This is a genomic window from Paenibacillus sp. FSL K6-1558 (assembly GCF_038002565.1).
In the GTDB taxonomy this organism is placed as follows: domain Bacteria; phylum Bacillota; class Bacilli; order Paenibacillales; family Paenibacillaceae; genus Paenibacillus; species Paenibacillus polysaccharolyticus.
Genome location: NZ_JBBOCV010000001.1, coordinates 3,343,043 through 3,363,801 on the forward strand (window position 1 = coordinate 3,343,043; position 20,759 = coordinate 3,363,801).

Annotated in this window: 14 protein-coding genes; 6 read left to right on the forward strand and 8 right to left on the reverse strand. The window is 51.4% G+C overall.

Annotated elements, in window-relative coordinates; translation table 11 throughout:
- Positions 1-37: 37 nt before the first annotated feature.
- Positions 38-1,060: a LacI family DNA-binding transcriptional regulator gene (locus MHI38_RS14360; protein WP_090921682.1), complete on the forward strand. Its 1,023-nt coding sequence runs from the start codon at positions 38-40 to the stop codon at positions 1,058-1,060.
- Between the two features lie 195 nt (positions 1,061-1,255).
- On the opposite strand, the gene cydC is transcribed toward MHI38_RS14360, so the two are convergent.
- The 4 genes from cydC to MHI38_RS14380 are packed head-to-tail and all read right to left on the reverse strand — an operon-like array spanning position 1,256 to position 7,459.
- Positions 1,256-3,199: a thiol reductant ABC exporter subunit CydC gene (gene cydC, locus MHI38_RS14365; RefSeq protein WP_341181335.1), complete on the reverse strand. Its 1,944-nt coding sequence runs from the start codon at positions 3,197-3,199 to the stop codon at positions 1,256-1,258.
- 1 nt (position 3,200) lies between these two features.
- Positions 3,201-5,042 (reverse strand): thiol reductant ABC exporter subunit CydD, encoded by a 1,842-nt coding sequence (cydD, locus tag MHI38_RS14370; RefSeq protein WP_341181336.1) that lies wholly within the window; start codon positions 5,040-5,042, stop codon positions 3,201-3,203.
- Position 5,043: 1 nt separating this feature from the next.
- A complete protein-coding gene (gene cydB, locus MHI38_RS14375; RefSeq protein ID WP_341181337.1) occupies positions 5,044-6,057 on the reverse strand; it encodes a cytochrome d ubiquinol oxidase subunit II in 1,014 nt (337 codons plus the stop codon).
- Entirely contained in the window at positions 6,044-7,459 is a 1,416-nt protein-coding gene (locus MHI38_RS14380; RefSeq protein WP_341181338.1) for a cytochrome ubiquinol oxidase subunit I, read from the reverse strand. The genes cydB and MHI38_RS14380 overlap by 14 nt, the downstream gene beginning before the upstream one ends.
- 372 nt (positions 7,460-7,831) lie before the next feature.
- On the opposite strand from MHI38_RS14380, the gene MHI38_RS14385 reads away from it, so the two are divergent.
- The 5 genes from MHI38_RS14385 to MHI38_RS14405 all read left to right on the forward strand — a co-directional run bounded on the left by MHI38_RS14385 (position 7,832) and on the right by MHI38_RS14405 (position 12,839).
- Positions 7,832-9,163 (forward strand): hypothetical protein, encoded by a 1,332-nt coding sequence (locus MHI38_RS14385; protein ID WP_341181339.1) that lies wholly within the window; start codon positions 7,832-7,834, stop codon positions 9,161-9,163.
- On the forward strand, positions 9,163-10,089 hold the full coding sequence (locus MHI38_RS14390; protein WP_341181340.1) for a glycosyltransferase: 927 nt from the start codon (positions 9,163-9,165) through the stop codon (positions 10,087-10,089). The genes MHI38_RS14385 and MHI38_RS14390 overlap by 1 nt, the downstream gene beginning before the upstream one ends.
- Position 10,090: 1 nt before the next feature.
- Complete coding sequence (locus tag MHI38_RS14395; protein ID WP_341181341.1) at positions 10,091-11,530, forward strand: glycosyltransferase family 4 protein; 1,440 nt, start codon at positions 10,091-10,093, stop codon at positions 11,528-11,530.
- Entirely contained in the window at positions 11,527-12,207 is a 681-nt protein-coding gene (locus MHI38_RS14400; protein WP_253499384.1) for a class I SAM-dependent methyltransferase, read from the forward strand. Before MHI38_RS14395 ends, MHI38_RS14400 begins: the two co-directional genes overlap by 4 nt.
- A 413-nt stretch (positions 12,208-12,620) precedes the next feature.
- Positions 12,621-12,839, forward strand: coding sequence for a hypothetical protein (locus tag MHI38_RS14405; RefSeq protein ID WP_341181342.1), 219 nt, complete (start codon positions 12,621-12,623; stop codon positions 12,837-12,839).
- Positions 12,840-12,918: 79 nt separating this feature from the next.
- Here MHI38_RS14405 and MHI38_RS14410 read toward each other — a convergent pair whose 3' ends face one another.
- From MHI38_RS14410 to MHI38_RS14425, 4 genes are all read right to left on the reverse strand, one after another.
- A complete protein-coding gene (locus MHI38_RS14410) occupies positions 12,919-14,736 on the reverse strand; it encodes a glycosyltransferase (RefSeq protein WP_341181343.1) in 1,818 nt (605 codons plus the stop codon).
- Between the two features lie 78 nt (positions 14,737-14,814).
- The gene (locus tag MHI38_RS14415) at positions 14,815-16,872 is read right to left on the reverse strand and encodes a tetratricopeptide repeat-containing glycosyltransferase family 2 protein (RefSeq protein ID WP_341181344.1); all 2,058 of its coding nucleotides are present in this window, start codon (positions 16,870-16,872) and stop codon (positions 14,815-14,817) included.
- Positions 16,799-19,249: a glycosyltransferase gene (locus tag MHI38_RS14420; protein WP_341181345.1), complete on the reverse strand. Its 2,451-nt coding sequence runs from the start codon at positions 19,247-19,249 to the stop codon at positions 16,799-16,801. Before MHI38_RS14420 ends, MHI38_RS14415 begins: the two co-directional genes overlap by 74 nt.
- Before the next feature lie 79 nt (positions 19,250-19,328).
- Positions 19,329-20,735, reverse strand: a complete 1,407-nt coding sequence (locus MHI38_RS14425) for a DUF6385 domain-containing protein (protein ID WP_260510666.1) — start codon at positions 20,733-20,735, stop codon at positions 19,329-19,331.
- Positions 20,736-20,759 lie beyond the last annotated feature (24 nt).

Consider the following 20,759-nt stretch of genomic DNA (forward strand, 5'->3'; position numbering starts at 1 on the left):
AATCTACGAAACTAGTTTAGAATTTGAGGGATATATAATGAATATCAAAACGATAGCTCGTTTGGCCGGTGTGTCTGTTGCAACGGTGTCTAAAATTATTAACAACTACCCTGACATTGGCGAGGAGACACGCCAACGCGTACTTAAGATTATGGAGGAAACGGGTTATCGCCCCTCATCTTCCGCCAAAACACTGGCGACTAAAAAGTCCAATCTGGTGGGTGTTGTCTTTGCAGGGAAACTGAATGTCGATTTCAGTCACCCTTTCTTTGTAGAGGTCATTAATGCCTTTAAGAAACAGATCGGCCTGTTAGGATATGATCTGCTCTTCTTTTCCAATGAAAAGTTCTTAGATCAGGGTGAAGACTACCTGGCACGTTCCAAATATTTTCAAGTGGATGGCTGTATTATTATTGCGGGGGATGAGGTGGAGAGCAGCGTGTCTGACCTTGATGCAAGTCCCATTCCGTGCATCGGAATTGACATTGAGATGAATGGACAGAACTCCTGTTATATCATGTCGGATAACGAAAAAATCTCTACCAAAGTGGTGGAACAATTTTATATGAATGGGTATCGGGATCTCGGGTTTATCGGGCTCCAGCGCGCCTCCCTCGTGATGCAGCATCGGGAAAAAGCCTTTAAACAATCCCTAAAGCAGTTTAGTCTCGAAGAGAAACCGGAATGGTTGGTATACAGCCAAGATTATGCCGCTACCGATGGTTACGAGGCAGCCAAACAGCTGTTACAAGCAGATGTCTTGCCGCGAGCTGTATTCGCCGCCACGGACTTGCTTGCATTCGGAGCAGTACGGGCCTTCAAAGAGGCGGGATTACGCGTTCCCGAGGACATTGCTGTTGCAGGATGTGATGACATCGAAGCCTGTCGTTACAGTGATCCGCCACTCACGACCGTTAAGCAGGATACAGACAAAATTGGACGTCTTGCGGCAATGATCCTGTTCGACCTGATGAACAAACAAATGGATAATCGTTGCATTAAAGTAGAGCCGGAACTGGTATTGCGCCGATCCTGTGGCACGTTGCTGGCATACCAGTAAATAACGATCACTGGCGACTTCGGGCACAAACAACAAAAAGACGAAGCAGGGCTGTGTCTGCTTCGTCTTTTTTCACATTATTCATCTGCATTATGTCATTTTCCTGCATCCTATCTGCTACTCGGTGACATCCACAGGACTAGTGAAGCGAATCTCTTCACTCACGGATGGATCATAGTCTCCTGCCACAGTCGGTTACTTGAGAGTAGCGGTGGGAGGCAGCGGGGATTTACGCTGCCGCTCCAGCCATCCGGGCCGATCCAGCTCAAGGAGTCGGCGATATCGTTCTTCCCGAGCCAGCAGTTGTTCGTGAGAACCCTGCATGACGATGTTTCCATTTTCCACAAACACAATCTCGTCCATCTTCTCTGCACCAATCAGGTGGTGAGTGACCCAGATTAATGTTTTGCCTTGCAGGCTGTCCAGCATGGTGCGCATCAGTTCGCGTTCTGTCACGGGATCTAACCCTACAGTAGGCTCGTCAAAAATAACAACGGGCGTCTTCCGTAGCAACACCCTGGCTAGTGCAATCCGCTGACGCTCCCCGCCGGAGAAGCGCAGTCCTGTCTCTAGCATCGGTGTCTGATACCCCTGTGGCAGAGACTCGATCAGTTCAGCCAGACCAACCTGTGCAGCGACCTGACGTATCTCTTCATCCGTTGCATCTGGACGACCAATCCGCAGATTGCCTGCAACCGTCGTATTAAAGAGATGTGGACTCTGATTGAGTACTGCTATCACTTCGGTTATACTCTCGCCAAGCATCTCTACAGGCAGATCATTGATTAGAACCTTGCCGGATGAGGGAGACAAAGCACCTTGAATCAGCTTCAGTAATGTCGATTTACCACCACCGCTACGTCCAAGAATAGCCATACGTTTGCCCTGAGGCAGATGCAGAGAGATATCCTGAACGGCATATGCTGTCTCTGCTTCATACCGATAACTCACTTGCTCAATGCTAATATCCGCGCGCAGTTTCGGCGGAATGCGCAGACGGATTCGTCCATCTGCAGTCGTTCCCCGATCCGCTGCGGCTATATCATCGGTCGATTGCACCGCAACTGAACCAGATCGATGTCTGTTATGAGACTCCAATACTTGAGACTTCTTTTTCTGCTCTTCCCCATTCTGACGCACCTTACCCTCCGAGCCTTCCAACTTGCTTAATCGATCTAGAGATTCACGGTAATCCGGAATATGTCCTAGTGCATCGTTAACAGGTAGCAGTGATTCCGTAAGCGGGAACAAGACGAGCACAAATGCCGCGATCATAACCGCAGGTAGCTGGGCCGCTGTAGTCGTTTGTCCTGCCCACATGGTGACCCAAACAACCATCCCGCCAATGAAGCATTGCGCGATAAAATCGCGTGAGCGGTTCCAGCGACGCAATCTACGGCGAATCTGATCAGCATACTCCTCGTCCTCTTCCTGCCATTGCACGAACGCTGCCGCTCTGCCACTGGCAATCCAGTCTCCCAGCCCGAGTACGCCGTCGGTCAGACGTGTGTACAGCTTGCTGTTTTCTCTTTTGAGCTGCACACGCCATCTCCAGGTCAGTTTTAAAGAAATTGCAGGAAGCAATGCAACAATAAACAACATATACAGTGCCATCCATAGTGCAAACATCGGATCTACACTGCCGAATACCAGTACAGCCGCTCCGTAGATCACAAGTGCTGTAACAGCCGGGAATACGGTACGAAGATATATATCTTGCAGACGTTCTACATCATCGGCCAGTGCACCAAGCACGTCACCGGTTTGCATTCGCGAACGCAGAAACAGAGCCTGTGGTTCCAAAATGCGATAGAGCTTCACTCGCTGATCTGCGAGCACACGCAAAACAGCATCATGTCCTGCCAGCCGCTCGACATAACGGAACACCGCCCGGAAGATACCAAAGGCACGTACACCTACAATCGGAACATAGACCATCAAAATATTTTCAGGACGCAGCGCAGACTTGGAGATCAGATATCCGGAGGTAAAAAGGAGCATCACCGCACAGAGAGCCGCGCATGTGCCCAGTGCAATCGCACCGATCAATCGCCAGCGGTACTGTACCGCGTATGGAGTAATCCAGCTATTTTTCCCACCTTGTGCTTCGGTCTCTGTCCCTGGGTGTCCGGATCTCATCTCATATCGCCTCCATCTGCGCTTCAATCATGTGATAATATACCCCTTTTCGTGCAAGCAGTTCCTGATGTGTGCCTGTCTCCGCTACCGTACCGCCATCCATGACAATAATGCGATCCATATGCGGCATCCAGTGCAGACGATGCGTTGCCAGAAAGACAAGTTTACCTTCAAACAAGGGTAGCATCGTCTGCTTCAATTCATATTCGGTCTCGACATCCAGATGTGCCGTAGGTTCATCAAGCAACAGAACACTGCGTTCACTCAGCAAAGCTCTTGCCAGCGCCACACGTTGCTCCTGACCTCCGCTGAGCTGTCTGCCTCCTGCGCCAATCTGTTCATGCAGTCCATTTGCCAGAGATGACAATAGCTTTGTCAGCCCCGCTACCTGTGCCGCTTGAGCTACTTCCGCATCGGATGCCTCCGGCATGTAAAAACGAATATTATCCGCAATGGAACCACTGAAAATATACGGATGCTGCGGAATCGCCGCCGTCTGGCTACGCCAGGCCTTGAGCCGTTCCAGACTTAGAGGCTGGCCATTGACCAGAACTTGTCCGGCTGTTGGAAGCTGAAAACCCGCGAGAACATCGATAAGCGTTGATTTTCCCGCTCCACTGGCACCGATAATTCCGATCTTACCAATACCCTTCAGCTGAAAGCTCACATCCTGAAGGGAGTAGGCTCCCTCTGCTTCATGCTGGACCTGAATATCCTTCAGCGCTAATCGGCTATGCTCTCCCCAAGATGATGAAGTTGCCACATCTTGCATCACATGTTTATCCCGGTTAAATACCACTCGCAGCTGTGAAGAGGAGACAGAACCATTTTCATTTTCACCCAACACTTCAGCTTGATCCAATGCACTTGCATAAACCTCTGTCTGACGTTGTTCTGCGGCCTTGCCTCGTTCAATCACTTGATTAATTGCTTCTCCAGCTTCCTTGCCATCCAGAGTTGCGTGGTAATCTGCACCCAACATACGTACGGGCAGGAAATACTCAGGTGCTAGAATTAATACCGTTAGAGCAGGAAACAGTGACATATGTCCTTCCGTAAGCCGGAGTCCGAGACCTACTGCAACGGACGCAACCGACAACATGGTGAAGAAATCCAGCGCAAATGAGGACAAAAAGGCCATACGTAGTGTGGACATCGTTGCTTTTCGGTATCGCTGGCTTACTTGCATGATGGAGCCTTCGTGTGTTTTGCTTTGCCCCAGCGTTTTCAACGTTTCCAGTCCACGCAGTGTATCCACAAAATGATTCGCCAGCGCTTTGTAGGACTTGAATTGTCCATCGATCTTACGCTGAGTCGCCAGACCAATGAGGATCATAAATACGATCAGAATCGGTAGCGTCAGCATTAATATCACACCGGACATCGTATCCAGTTTGAATACATAAAGCAGAAGGACAACAGGTATAAACCCCATGCCCAACATACGCGGGATAAACAGCTCCAGATACGTTTTATATTGGGAAACCCCTTCACGTGCCAGTGTCACCAGATGTCCCGTACCTTCTGTCTTGGCATAACGTGGCCCGAGTCTAAACCATTGTTCCGTCATCTGTTTACGCAGATCGGTTCCGGTTCTCTCCGCATACCGCGTAGTGACAAGTTGTAACCAGAATGACAAGGCATAGCGGGCGGCAAAAGCAGCCAGAAACAGCAGCAGCACCGGATACTGTGACGAAACCGTGGCACCTTCGAACAATGCCGTAATCGCCTGTGCCAGCCATTTGGCCTGCATAATAATCGTCATCGCCTGCAACAGCACCAGCGCAGATGCCAGTGCGAGTACCGGCCGGATGCCAGGCAGCTTCATTAGCCCGCGTCCCATGTCAGTACTCCAGGTGGTGCTGTTCGTTCAGACGTTTGCGGAAAATATAATAACTCCAGATCTGATATCCAAGTACAAACGGCAACAAGGTGTACGCAACAATAGTCATCACTTTTAATGAATAAGGTCCCGATGCTGCGTTATATACGGTCAGATCAAATGCCGAATTGATGGAACTCACCATAACTCGTGGGAACAATCCGATAAATACGGAGGCAAAAGCAATGGCAATAACCGCACCTGTCATCCCTAAAGCCCAACCTTCTCGTTGCTGACGAATGAAGTAAACCGCAAAAGCCAGTGCCGTAGCACCAAGCAGAACCATAATCCAGAGCGCCCAGCCACGAACAGCAAACACATCGGTCATCAGATAGGTCAACAATGCGTATATTGCAAGCACTGCAACCAGCGGTATCATCAACTTTTTCGCCAGGTGAAGTGCCCGTTCTCTCAATTCACCTACGGTACGCAGGGAGGCAAATAACAGCCCGTGAACCAGACATAATAGCGTTACACTCAAACCACCCACAACGGTGTACGGATTCACAATATCCAGGAAACCGGCATGCATTTGCATTTGCTCATCAATGGGCAGACCTTTCATCAACGTTGCAAAAACAACCCCAAACAGGAATGGCAGTAAAGTACTTGCCACTACGATAATAAAGTCCCATGTTTTACGCCAGCGCTGCTGTTTCATTTTACTGCGGAACTCAAAGGCGACGCCGCGTCCAATCAACAACAGCAACACAACCACCAGTGGCAGATAGAATCCGCTGAACAGCGTTGCATACCAGTGCGGGAAAGCCGCAAACATGGCACCGCCTGCGGTCAGCAACCAGACCTCGTTTCCATCCCAGAACGGACCAATCGAATTGATTAATGTACGACGTTCACGATCTGTTTTGGCAATCAGACCCGTAGACATCCCTACCCCGAAGTCGAATCCTTCGAGAAAGAAAAAACCGATAAACAATACGGCGATCAGTACAAACCACAACTCACTTAGTAACAACGGAATACCCCCCATCTACGCCAAACGGATCAGCCGGCTCATCATGCTCGTCTGACTTATCGACGGCATATGGACCTGCTTTGATTTTGCGTACAAACAGATACACCATCACGATGCCAAGAACCGTATACGCCGCAGTAAAGGCAATCGTGGAGAACAAAATCATTCCTGCGGAAACATTAGGTGACACACCTGCCTCGGTCGTCATATACCCAAACACCGTCCATGGCTGTCTTCCGACTTCAGTCATAATCCATCCTGCGGAATTCGCAATAAACGGCAGGGAGATCGCAAAGACCATCAGACGCATAAACCAAGGTTTCGCCACTTCCAATTTCTTGCGCCAAGCCAGATATGTACCATACATCGCGAGCATAATCATCAAGCCGCCCGCAGCAATCATGACACGGAAGCTCCAGAATGTGGTTCGTACAGGAGGAATATAGTCTCCAGGTCCGTACGTCTGCTGGTATTCGGCATTCAGTTCTTTCATGCCTTTGACACTACCGGAAAATTTACTATAAGAGAGATAACTGAGTAATCCAGGGATTTTGATCTCACCGGAGTTCTCCTGTTTATCCGGGTCAATGGAGGCAATAACCGTCCACGGTGCCGGGTCTTCGGTTGTTGTCCAGGTTCCCTCACTTGCAGCCATCTTCATCGGCTGTGTTTCCACCAGATATTGAGCTTGGAAGTGCCCTGAGAAGGCCACGCCCAGCGAGGAGACAAGACCGATAATAACCGCGATGTTAAAGGATCTGCGGAATACTTCGACATCCTTCTTTTTCATTAACTTATAAGCACTAATGCCCGTCACGACAAAGGCTCCCGTCATTAACGCACCAAAAATCGTATGCGGGAATTCAACGAGAAACTGCCCATTTGTAATGAGTGCAAAGAAGTCATTCATCTCCGCCCGGCCATTATTGATGGCGAATCCAACGGGATGTTGCATAAACGAGTTCGCTGCCAGAATCCACACCGCTGACAGGAATGTGCCGACAAATACGAGCCAGATACAGGCCAGATGCACTTTTTTGGACAACCGATCCCAACCGAATATCCATAAACCGATAAATGTGGACTCCATAAAAAATGCCAGCAAAGCCTCGATCGCCAGCGGCGCACCGAAGACATCACCAACAAAGCGGGAATACTCCGACCAGTTCATACCGAACTGGAACTCTTGCAAAATACCGGTGACCACACCGACGGCAAAGTTAATCAGGAACAACTTGCCCCAGAACTTGGCCATCGTTTTGTAAATCTCTTTTCCCTTCGCAACATACAACGTCTCCATAATGGCTACCAGCAGCACGAGGCCAATGGATAGCGGTACGAAGAAAAAGTGGAAAATCGTTGTAAGTGCATACTGGATACGCGATAGCATAATCGGATCCATACCTTTACCCCTTCTTTCTGTTCGCTTTAGCAAGATACGTAAATGGCTTTGAAGCGGGCTTCTTCGCTGTCTGTCCTCCAAATACGTTGATGAACGTATTGTGCCAGATTACCTAATTTTCACATGTGATAATTATCACTAACTCGTCCCTCTTACGTAAAAAAAGTGACCTCGGTCACACAATAGATAAAATTAAGCCTATTTATCAGGCTTGTTCGTTGCCTGATTGGTCTTGACTGATGCACGTATTCATGGAAGTTGTTCATGTTTGGAGACAAATGCCCATATGTTAGTGTCAGACGGAGATATGTGAAGTGCTACAGCGGCTTTTTACATACCAAAAATCCCTTATCAAAGTGTGGTGAGTTACAAATGGAACATGCTGAACCGTTAACAGATGTGGATCCAAAGCCAAAACAGAGGGAAGAAGAGGATATAAAACAGGCAACAATGGACCTGTCTGTGTCCACAGATCTTGCCGTTCAATATGTGATTTTCCCGCGAAAAGGAGGCTGGTTATCCTTCCCCTACCCGGACATCGTTGCTTTATTTGCAGCTCAAGAAGGCACGATCTTATATGTCAGTAGCCGTACGGCTGAGGAAGAGGGATTACCAAAGTCCATTCAGGCGATCTCTCTTTCGGAGGCGGAGAACCGATTACAGGAACCACATACAGTTGCAATCGTCGCACACCCATACTGGCTTATAGCTGTAGCTTCACTACAACCTGAATTATGTATTGCACTACTGCCTGAACCCGTAGGAGATGAAGCCGCATCTCCACTCTGGGAGAGCAATATCTCCAGACTTGTCGGCATTGCCGATCTAGTGGCCACATCCTCGGAAACCCGGTATATGAAGCTGCTCTTTCAAGGTACCCGTGCCATCTGGCTAGGGGGAGAAGACACTTCACCAGCCGGTTACATCCATTATGACGGTACACGTATTCCACTGCGCGATTATGAGATATTTTTTATGCATGCACTTCAGCAGGTACTGACTGGTAAACCAGACCGCGTTACCACGCTTCAATGTCGTTTGCGAGCTGACTACTACAGACAGCTCCGAGCCAAAACAGGTGCTCATGAAACCATCTCGTTTCTTCTGTCCGCATATGAGTATTTACTGGAAGATTCACGTGCCGCCGCCTCACTCAAGGAAGCATTCACTCATGCTGTCATCAACGGAAGGCAGGATTGTGTGGTGTCTCATTACCGGTTCCTCTCCGCCATCTATGCGAGATCAGGTCAGATTGAAGAAGCTCTACAGGTGTTTGGCATCAGTGCAAATAACGAGCAGGAACGTCATCATTATGAGCAATTGTGCCGCTGGCTTGAAGCCGGAGAGGAACAGTTGGTTCGAGCGGAACTGCTGCGCATCAATGATGATTACGGCAGTGCTCTGCGCGTTCTGGATGAGCTTGGCGGGGAAACGGCAAGGCATTGGAAGTTCCGTATCTATCAGGAAACAGAGTGTGTGGAGGATGCGCTCGCGCTCGTTCATGCCAGTGATATTCAGGATGCGACCAGCCTTCTGCAATATCGACAACTATCCGGGACGGCACTGGCTCTTCGAGGGGAACGTCACGGTGCGGTAAGGCTGTTTCTGGAGACAGCTGTGGAGGATGAAGAGGCCTTAGCTCGGATTATGGAACTGGAGCTGCTCGATCAAGCCGTACAACAGTTGCTTGGGGAGGTGCCTTAATGATAGACCCGAAGAAGCGCAGAACCCCTGGAAGTAGGCCCGTTATGCATGATTCGCTTCAATCGTCTTCGAGTTCCGAAGCCCAAAGCCAAAACTTCTCAAGTCAAGTTCATCGCATCATTAACTCACGGATCGAAGAGGAAACGAATTCTTCCGCGAGCCGTGATGTAGAGGTAGACGCATACGAACAAAACTCTCCCGTACGTCGGGTGCGCAAAAATAAAAACAACAAGCTGACTGCCATGCTTCAGGTACGTAATGAGCAAGGACGGTATCTGGAAGAAGTGTTGCAAAATCTGAGTGAATTCGTGGATGAAATCGTCATTGTGGATGATGCCAGTACAGATGGAACACCGGAAATATGCAGAGCTTTCCCAAAAGTAGTTCGTCTTGATGTGTTACAGAAGCCACTGTTTGCCGAAGAGTGGCGCCTTCGCAACACGTTATGGCAAGCTGCCGTCAGTACAGATCCAGACTGGCTTCTCTCGGTAGATGCCGATGAACTATACAGTGCTGATGCCAAAAAGGCAATGCGCAAACTCATTGATCAGGACTACGCAGACTGGTTTGCCTTCCGATTCTACGATATGTGGGGTTGCCGAACACATTATCGGGAGGATGAGCTGTGGTCCATGCACAAACGTCACACTGCCTCCCTTGTCCGTTATATGCCGGGCTATCCTTACTTTTACCCGCAACAGAATCACCATGTTCCTCGTCTTCCCGCGTCCTGCACCGTGTTACCAGGGGTATGCACTGAACTGAAAGTTCAGCATCTCGGCTGGGCTGGAAGTTTGGAGGATCGGGTACGCAAATATTTACGTTACAAACGTATTGATCCGCATGGGGAATGGGGCAACCCAGCGCAGTATGAGTCCATTCTGGACCCTGAACCGCGCCTGCTCCCTTGGAAGGAGGAGTCGTAATATGGGTGTGGTCAGCATACTGACCCATAGTTTTACCGATGGTTACAACCGGGAGTTTGGCCGGGTATTTGGCGGCGGGCTGGAACGTTATATTCTCGATCTATGCAGTGTCATCCGCGGACTCGGACATATTCCCGAGGTACACCAGCTGTCCTATTTCGAATCATTCCAGACCCGAACCGAACAGATCGACGTCTATGGTTACGATTACGACATGGAAAATGTACCGGAAGCTTTTGACCGGATGGCCGCAGCCGCTCGCGGTCCAATCATCTATGCCAGTTGCCTGTGGCAACCCATCACCTATAAACCTGGCAGTCTCGGAATATGCCATGGCATTAATTGGGATCGCCCCCGTCTGCCGCTTGAGACGAAACGCCAGGTTGCCGATCACATTCAGCTCGCGCTGGACGGACTGGTTCGCATCGTTTCGGTAGACTCTCATTTCCAGACTTTCTGCAGGGCAGCTTGTATGTATACCGATTCAGAACAAATTGTGCTGATTCCCAACGCAGTGGACACCTCTTATTTCATCCCGGCTCCGCCAAGCAGGATGCTCACACCGCAGCATGAAGAGGAATGGATGACGGCATGGAAAAGAGACACCGCACTTCAGGCTGAACATGAAGACACCCTTGTTCAGGAATACAAAGAGGATGCAGCAGATCATCATACAGCAGGCCTTAATGATTCAGAGTTATATCGCAGTTCAGGAGAAAAAGCCAGAACGAAGAATTTTAAGCGAGAGCAAAGTGAAGACTCCGGCGCTGATGCTGTTTCTTTCGAAAACGGGTTTGCGGAAATCACTCCTCATCAAGGTCAGGGTCATACGAACAACGCTGTGGATGTACCAGTCCCACGTCCAATCCGCATTCTATATCCACGCCGCATCAGTAGCGAGCGCGGTATTATTCCTATGATGCTGGCGGCAGATAAGCTGCTCGGGGCTTTTCCAGATGTGGAGGTTGAATTTGCCGGAGAACTGGTCGAAGGCAGTACGGTGGGCAGAGCCTTTCGCTATTGGCAGCGTACACATCCGCATACAGCCCGCATCTACCAGCATACGTACGATTTCAAAGATATTCGTGACGCTTACCATCAGGCAGATATCGTTGTCATTCCTACCCTATTCTCGGAGGGAACCTCCTACGCATGCCTGGAAGCGATGAGCTGCGGTCTTCCGGTGATCGCTTCCAATGTCGGCGGACTCAATGATCTCATTCAGGATGGGTTCAACGGATTGCTCGTACCTCCGGGTGAGCAGGCACTGACTGCCGCGCTCATCAGGCTCGTTCAAGATCGCTCCGAGCGGGAGCGGCTGGGGATCTATGCGCGCGAAACCGCACTGTCTTATGATCTGTCCATATGGCGCAGCCGGTGGAGCAGGGTACTGGAATCTTTTTTAGCTGAAACAGGATTGAAGGAGGCGATTCAAACATGATGGACACACCCGACACCACGGCAATAATGGAATCAAGGTACATCCGGCAAAGCGATCCGAAGACAGACACGCTCGTTTTTCCGCTTCATCCCGCATGGTGGAGCCGTCCTTATGAGTATGAATGGGCAAGGCAATTCGCGCGTTCAAGCGACGTAGTGCTGGATGCAGCCTGCGGTATTTCGCACCCGTTCAAGTTTTGGCTCACGGAACATTGCCGCGAAGTTCACGCATGTGATTGGGATGAACGCATCTTGTCGGAAGAGGCGATTCGTCTAGATATTGCGGCTGATTTTGGCGAACAGGCGGCTCTCCATCTGCCCGAACATTACCTCACCCGGCTTCACCGCGCTCAGGCCAATCTGGCTCAGCTTCCATATCGTCCCGAGCAGTTTGACCGCGTATTCTGCATCTCTGTTCTGGAGCATCTGGACACGGGCACGATGTTGCGGGCTTTTCGCGAATTCGCTCGGGTGTTGAAACCACGCGGACAGTTAATCGCCACTTTTGATGTGCCCGAGATGCGACCGGATTTGCTGGAAACGATCATGGCTGTCACAGGGCTGATGATTGAAGATAAGTTAACTGTGGAAGAGCCTACGGACGCCATCTCCTCGGAGATGTACGGCGCGCCCATCCGCTGTTTCAGGGCTGTCATATGCAAGACGGGAAAGGGATAGTGTCGTTAGTGAGGCACAACATTTTAATACACCTATCTTTACACACGTTATACAGTACTTCATCCGATCTATATAATTTGAACTAAAGATTTTACATAGTCCACTCCGATGACAGAAGAACCTGGAGAGTAGCGGTTATCCCCAGATTTTTTTGGATTCCATTTTCTACAGGGAAAAATCCGGTGATAAGCATATGCTTCCGATGTAGCTTTCTTACAGAAAGCTTTTAGGCGAGCGCTTCGCTTTTCCAGGTTTTTTCTGTCCTCTCGTTATTGTGTAAAAGAATAGTTCAACTTATATAGCATCTAAATAAGCACTCTCATAGAGGCTTTTGATAAGAAAACAATCGGGTGTCCAAACGTAATATGAGGAAACGGTAGTGTTACGGATTGCATAACGAATTGCATAGTTATATGTTTATCCGTCTGAACCAGCAGGCCAAACTTGTGGTAAATGCAGTGTGTGCCGGGATGCCCCCGGCTTTTTTGCTATGCTGTGAAGTCGGGGCATCCCGGGGTATCCGGCGCTATGGGTACGCCGGATTACAGGTATACCAGCAGCATGTTGCACTGCTGCTGGAAGGTTGGGGCATGGGCTGCGCCAGAGGCCGTCAGGCGCAGCAGGGTCTGTAGGCCCGGCGGCGGGGTCTTCGCCGGGCGGCCTTGGGCGGCAGCAGGCCGTGCCGTGATCCGGGCCGCGCAATCGGCCCAATCACGCGCCAGGCTCTGCCGCCTGGCGAGCAGCGCGAGCGTGCCCGCCAGGAGCGCATGCGCTGCGAGCGCCGGGGCGGGCACTTCGTCCGCGCAGGGCGCTGCGCGCCGCTAGGCATGCCGCATAGCGCAAGCGCCCTGCGCGGACGCAAGCGGGCGCGCACAGCAGCCCGCAGCGGGCCGCAGGCGGGAGCGCTGCAAGCAGCGCCAGCGAGGCGGCTGGCGGCAGGGCCTGCAGCAGGTGCAGCCATGCGGGCCAGGCGCCCACGGCGGCGAGCGCCTGTGCGGGTAGCGCCATGCTGCTCGCGTAAGCGCCGCACGTTGCTGCGCCCTCGCCTTGCAGCAGCGCCTCGGCCGCACGCGCCACCTCCGGCACGGCTACACGCTGGCGCGTTGCCGCCGCACGCCCGGGCACGCCGCGCTCACGCTGCTTGTGGCCCAGCGCCCACAGTGCCAGCGCAGCCTCGGGCCCATGCTGCGCATGCGTTGCCCACAGCCGCAGTGCCGCCCTCGCGGCTGCATCCTCGCCGATCTGGGCCAGCGCCAGCCCCTCGGCAAGTGGCTGCTCGCGCTGCACCGGGCCCAGCGTCCATGCATGGCGCAACAGCCATTCCGGCCGATGCGCCGCCAGCGCAACAGAGACCAGTGCTTGCCACGACGCTAGCGGCAAGCTCCCCCACTCGGCTACGCCAGCAATGGCCTGCGGCCGTCCCGTGGCTGCCCCAAGGAGCAACATTCGCTGCCATGCTACCCCGTTGCCGGGCTGTATGCACAGCGCTTCCGTGTAGGACGCTTCCGCTTCTGCCCAGCGGCCATCCTGTTCATGTGCCATGCCTTCCAACGTCAGGCTACGGTAGCTTCCGGCACCGGACACCGAGGTATATCTCCCTGCTGTCGATGCGGCGGATTTCGCCTGCTTTAACCATTCTAATGCACGATCTGCACGGTTCTGATCCAGTTCCAACACAGCCGCAAGTTCAAGTAGGTCCGGGAAATCATCATATACCGTTACCCAGTTCTCCACCACAGAGAGCGCCAGCTCAATCTGCCCCAACTCTCTCCACGTATATGCTGTTTTTAGTACCACATCCGAATGATATCCACACGTCGGATCAAGCTTTGCCAGCAGCGGCAGCAGTAATCGAATTGCTTCATCATACTTCGCTTGCTGAAACCACTCTGCAGCCAGCGCATAGAGCAGTTCCTGCTGATCTGGTGTCTGTTGCAGAGCCAGCCGAATCAATCTCATGTTACGCACATCTTTTCGTTTAGTAGCAATCACTTTATCCAAATAACCGTAATGAACAACCTCGATGTCCGAATGACGAATCCCTTGCGGCATCAGCGCAAAAATAGAAGAAGCGACTTCCTCATGGATTCTTCCATGAAAAGCAATTCGGGGGTCATTTCGAAATAAACGGCACACCTCGTCCGTTACACGTTCTTCGCCTGAGTTACCCAGCAGACTCGTCACCTTAACCCAATACCCCCAGCTCTCTTCACTCCCCGCTTTGAGCCATTCCATTAGCTCTGACTTTGTCCATAACGTATGCATCCACATTTCATCGGCATCCAGTACCAGAATCCATGTAAAACTTGCGGCAGCAAGTGAAAGATTACGCGCCTGGCTAAAGTCTCCGTTCCACTCTGCACTAATGATGGTTGCATCATATCGCTGAGCAATAGCTACGGAATCATCCGCTGAACCTGTATCCACGATAATGATCTCGTCTATGATTTCACGTACTGAAGCCAGACAACGTTCCAGAAACTCGCTTTCATCCCTCACGATCATACATAAGCTAATACCTTCCTTCACCCGTACCCTGCCCTCCTTCCGTCAAAACTCTCCCTGAATATCCTTCGCCTTCCATGTATTGTCCGCCGCTCTTCCGACTTAGCCCTCGAATCCGTCTGCTCCAGGCAACTCCAGCCGAATATGCTGAATGACAGGCCAGTGTGCAAGACGCTGCCTTTTCCCAGGCTCCACCTGTTCCTTATCAGATGTCAGTTGCGCCAGATGGTGATCTGCTGCACGAATTAGTCCTTTAACTAGCCAGCTCGTTCCGCTAAGCGTATCCGAAGCTCCTGTAAACGGTTCTCGAATCAACTTTTCGGCATCGATTATCTCCCGTTCAACTTGTTCTCCCTGACTTCTCTCCTTCGCCAGTCTTTTTTCAGTTGCATCATGCACCTCATCCAGCAGTTGCCTCCCCCGTTGAATCAATCCATGCAGCGCCTGCCATCTTCCAGACTGAACACAGCCTTCCAGCATCAGCCCGAGAGCTTGCCATCCGTCGTACAACTCTGCATGGTCTGCGTCCGCCACACCCTCAAGTGTAGCTGCATTCTCCAAGTTCGATCTGTTCCCCATCTCTACTGCGAGCTTTCCCCATCCTGTAGACCCTGACTCTTCCTCAGATGCACTCTCCCTGCCCTCGCCTACCTGTGAGCCGTTCATCAGCCAACGGGTGAAGGCATCCTGGAATTTCATTTCCTGCCCCTCTTTCCCACTCAGCCATTGCAAACGTTCAAGCCAACGGGCAGCCATAGGTGCAAATGAGCCCTTTTTCCGCTTCACCGTTTCGAGTTTCAAACGCGCGCTACTCCAGTCCCCTCGCTGTACATGCAGAACAGCCTCAGCTATAGAACGTTTCTCCCGTTGCTCGCCGGAAGAAGCAGACGGTAACTCCCCGAGCAGTTCAAGCGCCGCATCGTAACAATGGCACTGTTCCAGAATACCTAGTACTTTAGATAAAGCTTCCTCCGAGCTCATGGCAAAACGCGACTCCATCACCGCTGGAATCTGCCCCTCCTGCCCGGATACCCGCATGATTCGAAATAGGCGATACAGTGGCGGTACCAAGCTGGATTTTGCCCGCACCGTTTCCACATAAGCATCGACCGCTCCCTCAAGATCGGCCTTTCCTTCCAGCAAGCGGCCCAGCGTGTACCATGTCTGGTATGTGCCCATGCCTTCCTCTGTGTGAAAAATCGCTGGCGGTGGCCCTTGCTGAACGGCTTTACGAAGCCACATCTCAGCAGCATCCGTATCCCCCACAGCATCCGCACATATCGCCCGATGATGCATCAGGTCTGTGTATTCTGGAAAAAGTTCCAGCGCCGCGTCCACACATTCCAATGCCTCCTGCCAGCGCTCTAAATGCTCCAGACAGCGGACTTCGTATTTCAGCAGCAGATGAGCATAACTGGTCACTGCAGGATCAATCATCTTTCGAGCTTTAACAAACGATTCGAGTGCCTTCTCCGCTTCACCCACACGCAAATACTCCACGCCCAAGTTATAGTGATGGAACGGTTGATCTGGCTCTTCTTCCACCGCCTGTTGTAGCAAACGCACGTTGCGATTCACCTTGTCCTTGCGTTCCACAACCACTGTCTGATACCCGTAATGGTGAATCACCATGTCTGTGATATGAAACGCGGCCTCCGGATTTCGCTCACAGATCGCCGCCGCAATCTGCTCATGGATGCGACCTTTGAACCGATGCTCAGGATGACTGCGAAACAAACGTAGCACCGGATTGACCGTTGCGCCCTGTTGGCCCGAACCCGTATAGTTATGAATGTTTAGAAACAATCCGTCGCATCCGCTGACTTCCGTCCAGCTCCTGATCTGCTCCCGAGCTGTCGCTTCCAGCGCCTCGTCCGCATCAAGAAAGAGAATCCAGTCGCCGGAAGCCTGCTCCAGGCCAGCATTTCGCGCGGCGGCAAAATCATCGCACCACGCAAACTCAACCACCGACGCGCCATACTCCCGCGCAATGGCCACACTGCGATCAGATGATCCAGTATCTACTACAATGATCTCATCCACCACATCCCGCACACTTTCAAGGCAACGTGGCAACATCTCTTCCTCATCCTTGACGATCATGCACAGAGAGATCCGCTCGGCCTGACTCCGCTGTCTCTGATGCTGATGTGCCTGCATGATGATTCCTCCTTTCTTTTGCATGATATACTGTCCGCCAAGGTATCCCCTCCGCTGTTCGCAACTGTTGTTCCAAAGCCAGTTGCTGATCCGCAAGCACTCTAACCTCGGAAGAACGATTCCGTTCCTGACGAATTAAACCAAGGGCCATCTGCAAGTAACAGATAGCCGCTCCAGCACGGGCTTTACTGAAATCCGGTTTTTGCTCCAGTGCCTGTTCCAAGAGCGACAGTGCTTGATCCAAATGTCCTTTGGAGTACAGCGTTTCGCCCAGACAGAACAGCCCTTCCGCATCCAGTTCTCCTTCCGTCATACACTGAATCAGCATCTCGGCGGCAATCATCGTGTATCCATGCTGGTGCAACAGACCCGCATAATTCCGCCGAATTTCTGTTTCTGTCCTCTCAGGATCTGACATGATACGAACCAGTCGCTCATGCAACTGCTGTGCGATGACCAAATGCCCGCTCTGAATCGCACGAGCCACTAACTGCCTTGCGATCATTTGCACAGGTTCACTCCATTGCAGAAGCTGCCCATCCGATACAGCAGGTACAGGAGCGGTAGAAGAACTAGCTGATAGAGCTGCAGGCTTATACTCAAACAGTAATCGGTCCGCTACCTTCCACATTCCCCTCTCTAGAGGAGATACTTTAGCGAAGAAAGATGCAGGCAAACGCCTGCCACTCGCCCAACACGCTAGCGCCCAATCACTTCGCTCATCCGATTGAAGGCTCATATCAGCAGCATCCTCCACTCCTGACGTGATGACAGCCGAGAAAGAGGTCCGTTTATGATCCTCTCTATCCGCTTCTCCCCAGCTACTCTGAGCGAGATTCCATGCATCGGTAACTTGGCCTGCACACAACATCCAGTGAAGTTGATCACCTACTGGAATATGAATATGGGATGCCTCACCACCCAGAAGAAGTAGTGCTTGTTTATACGCTCCACAATTAGCGAGGGCATAGAGCACATGCATCAGCACAATCTCCGTTTCCTTTCCCAAATAGGGATGTGGCCGGTTCATTTGATCTGCATGATCTGTCGTCACATGGATCTGATGTAATCGATGAGCTAGATGAAGCAACCGATCTGCAATGGATTCGTCCGAAACTCCCTGTTGTTGTAGTGCATCCGCCAGCCCCATCCAAGCCGGTCTGTAGGTAGATAGATGCTCCAGGGCAAGCTCATATAGCCGAACCGCTTCCTGCCCGAATCCCCGTTGCTGTGCCAGCCGAGCCATCGATGTATATGCCCGGTAACTGCAAGAGCCTGCTTCTGTCACGTAAAAAGCTTTGACCACGGCTTCACCGCCGCCAGACCTTCCGTGATCATTCGGACTAGAGCCACAGTTGCACGCCCGTGCATAGGCACGATAAGCCCGTTCCTGCAAGCCTTGTCGCTCCAACACTTCACCGTATATCAAATGCAGATCAGCGTATGCAGGGTAACGTTGAGTTTCTTCGGAAAGCAACAGATGTGCTTCTTCGTAACACTCCAGTTCTACCAGCACTTTGGCCAAATCTCTCACAAGGGTGGAGCGATAGGGAGCTTGCCATTTGGCCTGTTTCAGTGACTCACGAAATGCCTCCACCGCCTGTTCCAAATCACCCAACTGGCAGCGTGTTACGCCCAGATTATACAGGTGAAAAGGATCTGCAGGATGATCGGCAAGCTCCCGCTCGATCAGGCGCAAATTACGCTTGCTCTTATCCCCTTTGGCGATTACGGTAGCAAGATAACCATCATGCCCCAGACGCAAAGGAGCAAGCGGCTCTTCTTCGACTTCTACATCTATTTCTACTTCAACAGCTGCTGAATGATCTACTGTACTTATTTCCAGTGAATCTAAGTGTATATCGCTCTTACTTATGGACTTATTTGGTGTAACGGCATCGCTCTGATAATCCGTATTTTGGCGAAACAACTGCTCATGAATGCGCCCTGTGTACTGGTAACCGTGCTGAGCACGGAACAGCCGTACCGGATGGGACAGGATCTTGTCCTCTATCCCTTCGCCGTATTGATTTTCGATCGTGATGCGTAATCGGGTGATGCTCTTATGGATGTTTGGCAAAACATTCATCAATTGATCCAGACCTTCGATGACATACTCATCGGCATCCAGACAGAGAATCCATTCGGTCGTTGCCAGGGGCAGGCTAATATTTCGGGCTTTAGCAAAATCATCTTCCCAACTGGCGTGTAGCACTGTCGCACCATATGTTCTGGCCATATCAGGTGTCCGATCGGACGAGCCTGTATCCGTAATGAACCATTCCGAACCCGCTTGCTTCAAGCTGTCCAGACAGCGGGGAAGGTGATGCTCTTCATTTTGCACAATCATATGAATGCCGAGTAACCGGTTCTGCATCCGCAGTGACCTCCAATACATAAAAATACATGAAGCCCACTAAAGTGAACTCCATGTACCTATATGACAGCAGAGCAGGTTATGTGCCTTGTCCATTGAAGAACACGTCAATCGTGCTTGGTGCACCGAGCAAGCTTGAGCGATAAGAAAGACGTGTGTATTTCAGGAAACGTTGCGGTACCAGAACATCTACAGAACCGGATAGAATCCCTGTTACCGTAGTCACATCGGTGTACCAGTTGGTTCCGTTCGCACTGATCTCCACTTGGGCATCCACCCTGTTCACACCTGGTCCCCTGTTATACACGAAAAAGGAGTATGTGCCGAATACACTCGTGGTCACAGCAGGTAGCGGTGTAAATGTGTTAGCAGTCGGTGTGCCGACAAGTTGGTTCTCCTGAAAACTTTTTTGCGAGATGGAGGTTACGCTGCTCAGTGTACCGGCCGTAATCGTTGCGCCAAGCACGCTGGTAATGGTCCCGTTCAACAAGTTGGTTAACGTTCCGGCTGTGATCGTGGCACCGAGAACACTTGTAAGGGTACCATTCAGCAAGTTCGTCAATGTGCCAGCCGTCACAGTGGCACCGAGCACGCTGGTGATCGTTCCGTTTAACAGGTTCGTCAGCGTTCCGGCCGTCAAGGTAGCACCAAGCACACCGGTAATCGTACCTGCTGTGATCGTTGCTCCGAGGACATTCGTAATCGTTCCGTTCAACAAGTTCGTTAACGTACCTGCGGTAATGGTCGCGCCCAGTACACTGGTGAGCGTACCATTTAACAGGTTCGTTAAGGTACCTGCCGTCAACGTTGCTCCGAGCACACTGGTAATCGTTCCGGCGGTAATCGTAGCACCCAATACACTCGTGATGGTTCCCGCCGTGATCGTTGCTCCAAGCACATTGGTTATCGTACCGTTTAGCAAGTTCGTCAGGGTCCCCGCAGTCACCGTTGCTCCAAGTACACTCGTGATTGTCCCAGCTGTTATCGTCGCGCCGAGCACGTTCGTGATCGTACCATTCAGCAAGTTGGTCAGCGTTCCAGCCGTGATGGTTGCACCGAGTACGCTGTTAATTGTTCCTGCGGTGATCGTTGCTCCGAGCACACTGGTAATTGTACCGTTCAACAGATTAGTTAATGTTCCGGCAGTGATTGTTGCACCGAGGACACTCGTGATGGTACCGTTTAGCAAGTTCGTCAGGGTCCCTGCAGTCACCGTTGCTCCGAGCACACTGGTGATTGTTCCGGCTGTAATCGTCGCGCCGAGTACGTTCGTGATGGTACCGTTCAGAATGTTGGTGATTGTGCCCGCGTTAATGGTAACCGTGGTCAGACCTGAAATGTTGCTGATCGTCCCGTCTAGAATGATACCTACCACATTCCCGCTTGTATCCGTTCTGACGGGCTGAGCCGTACCTGTACTATCCTGACCAAAAATCAATGTTCTCAAGTTATCCGGATTCGTATTAAACGTTGTAAAGTTAGGCATGAGCCTCGTCCTCCTCCCTGGACA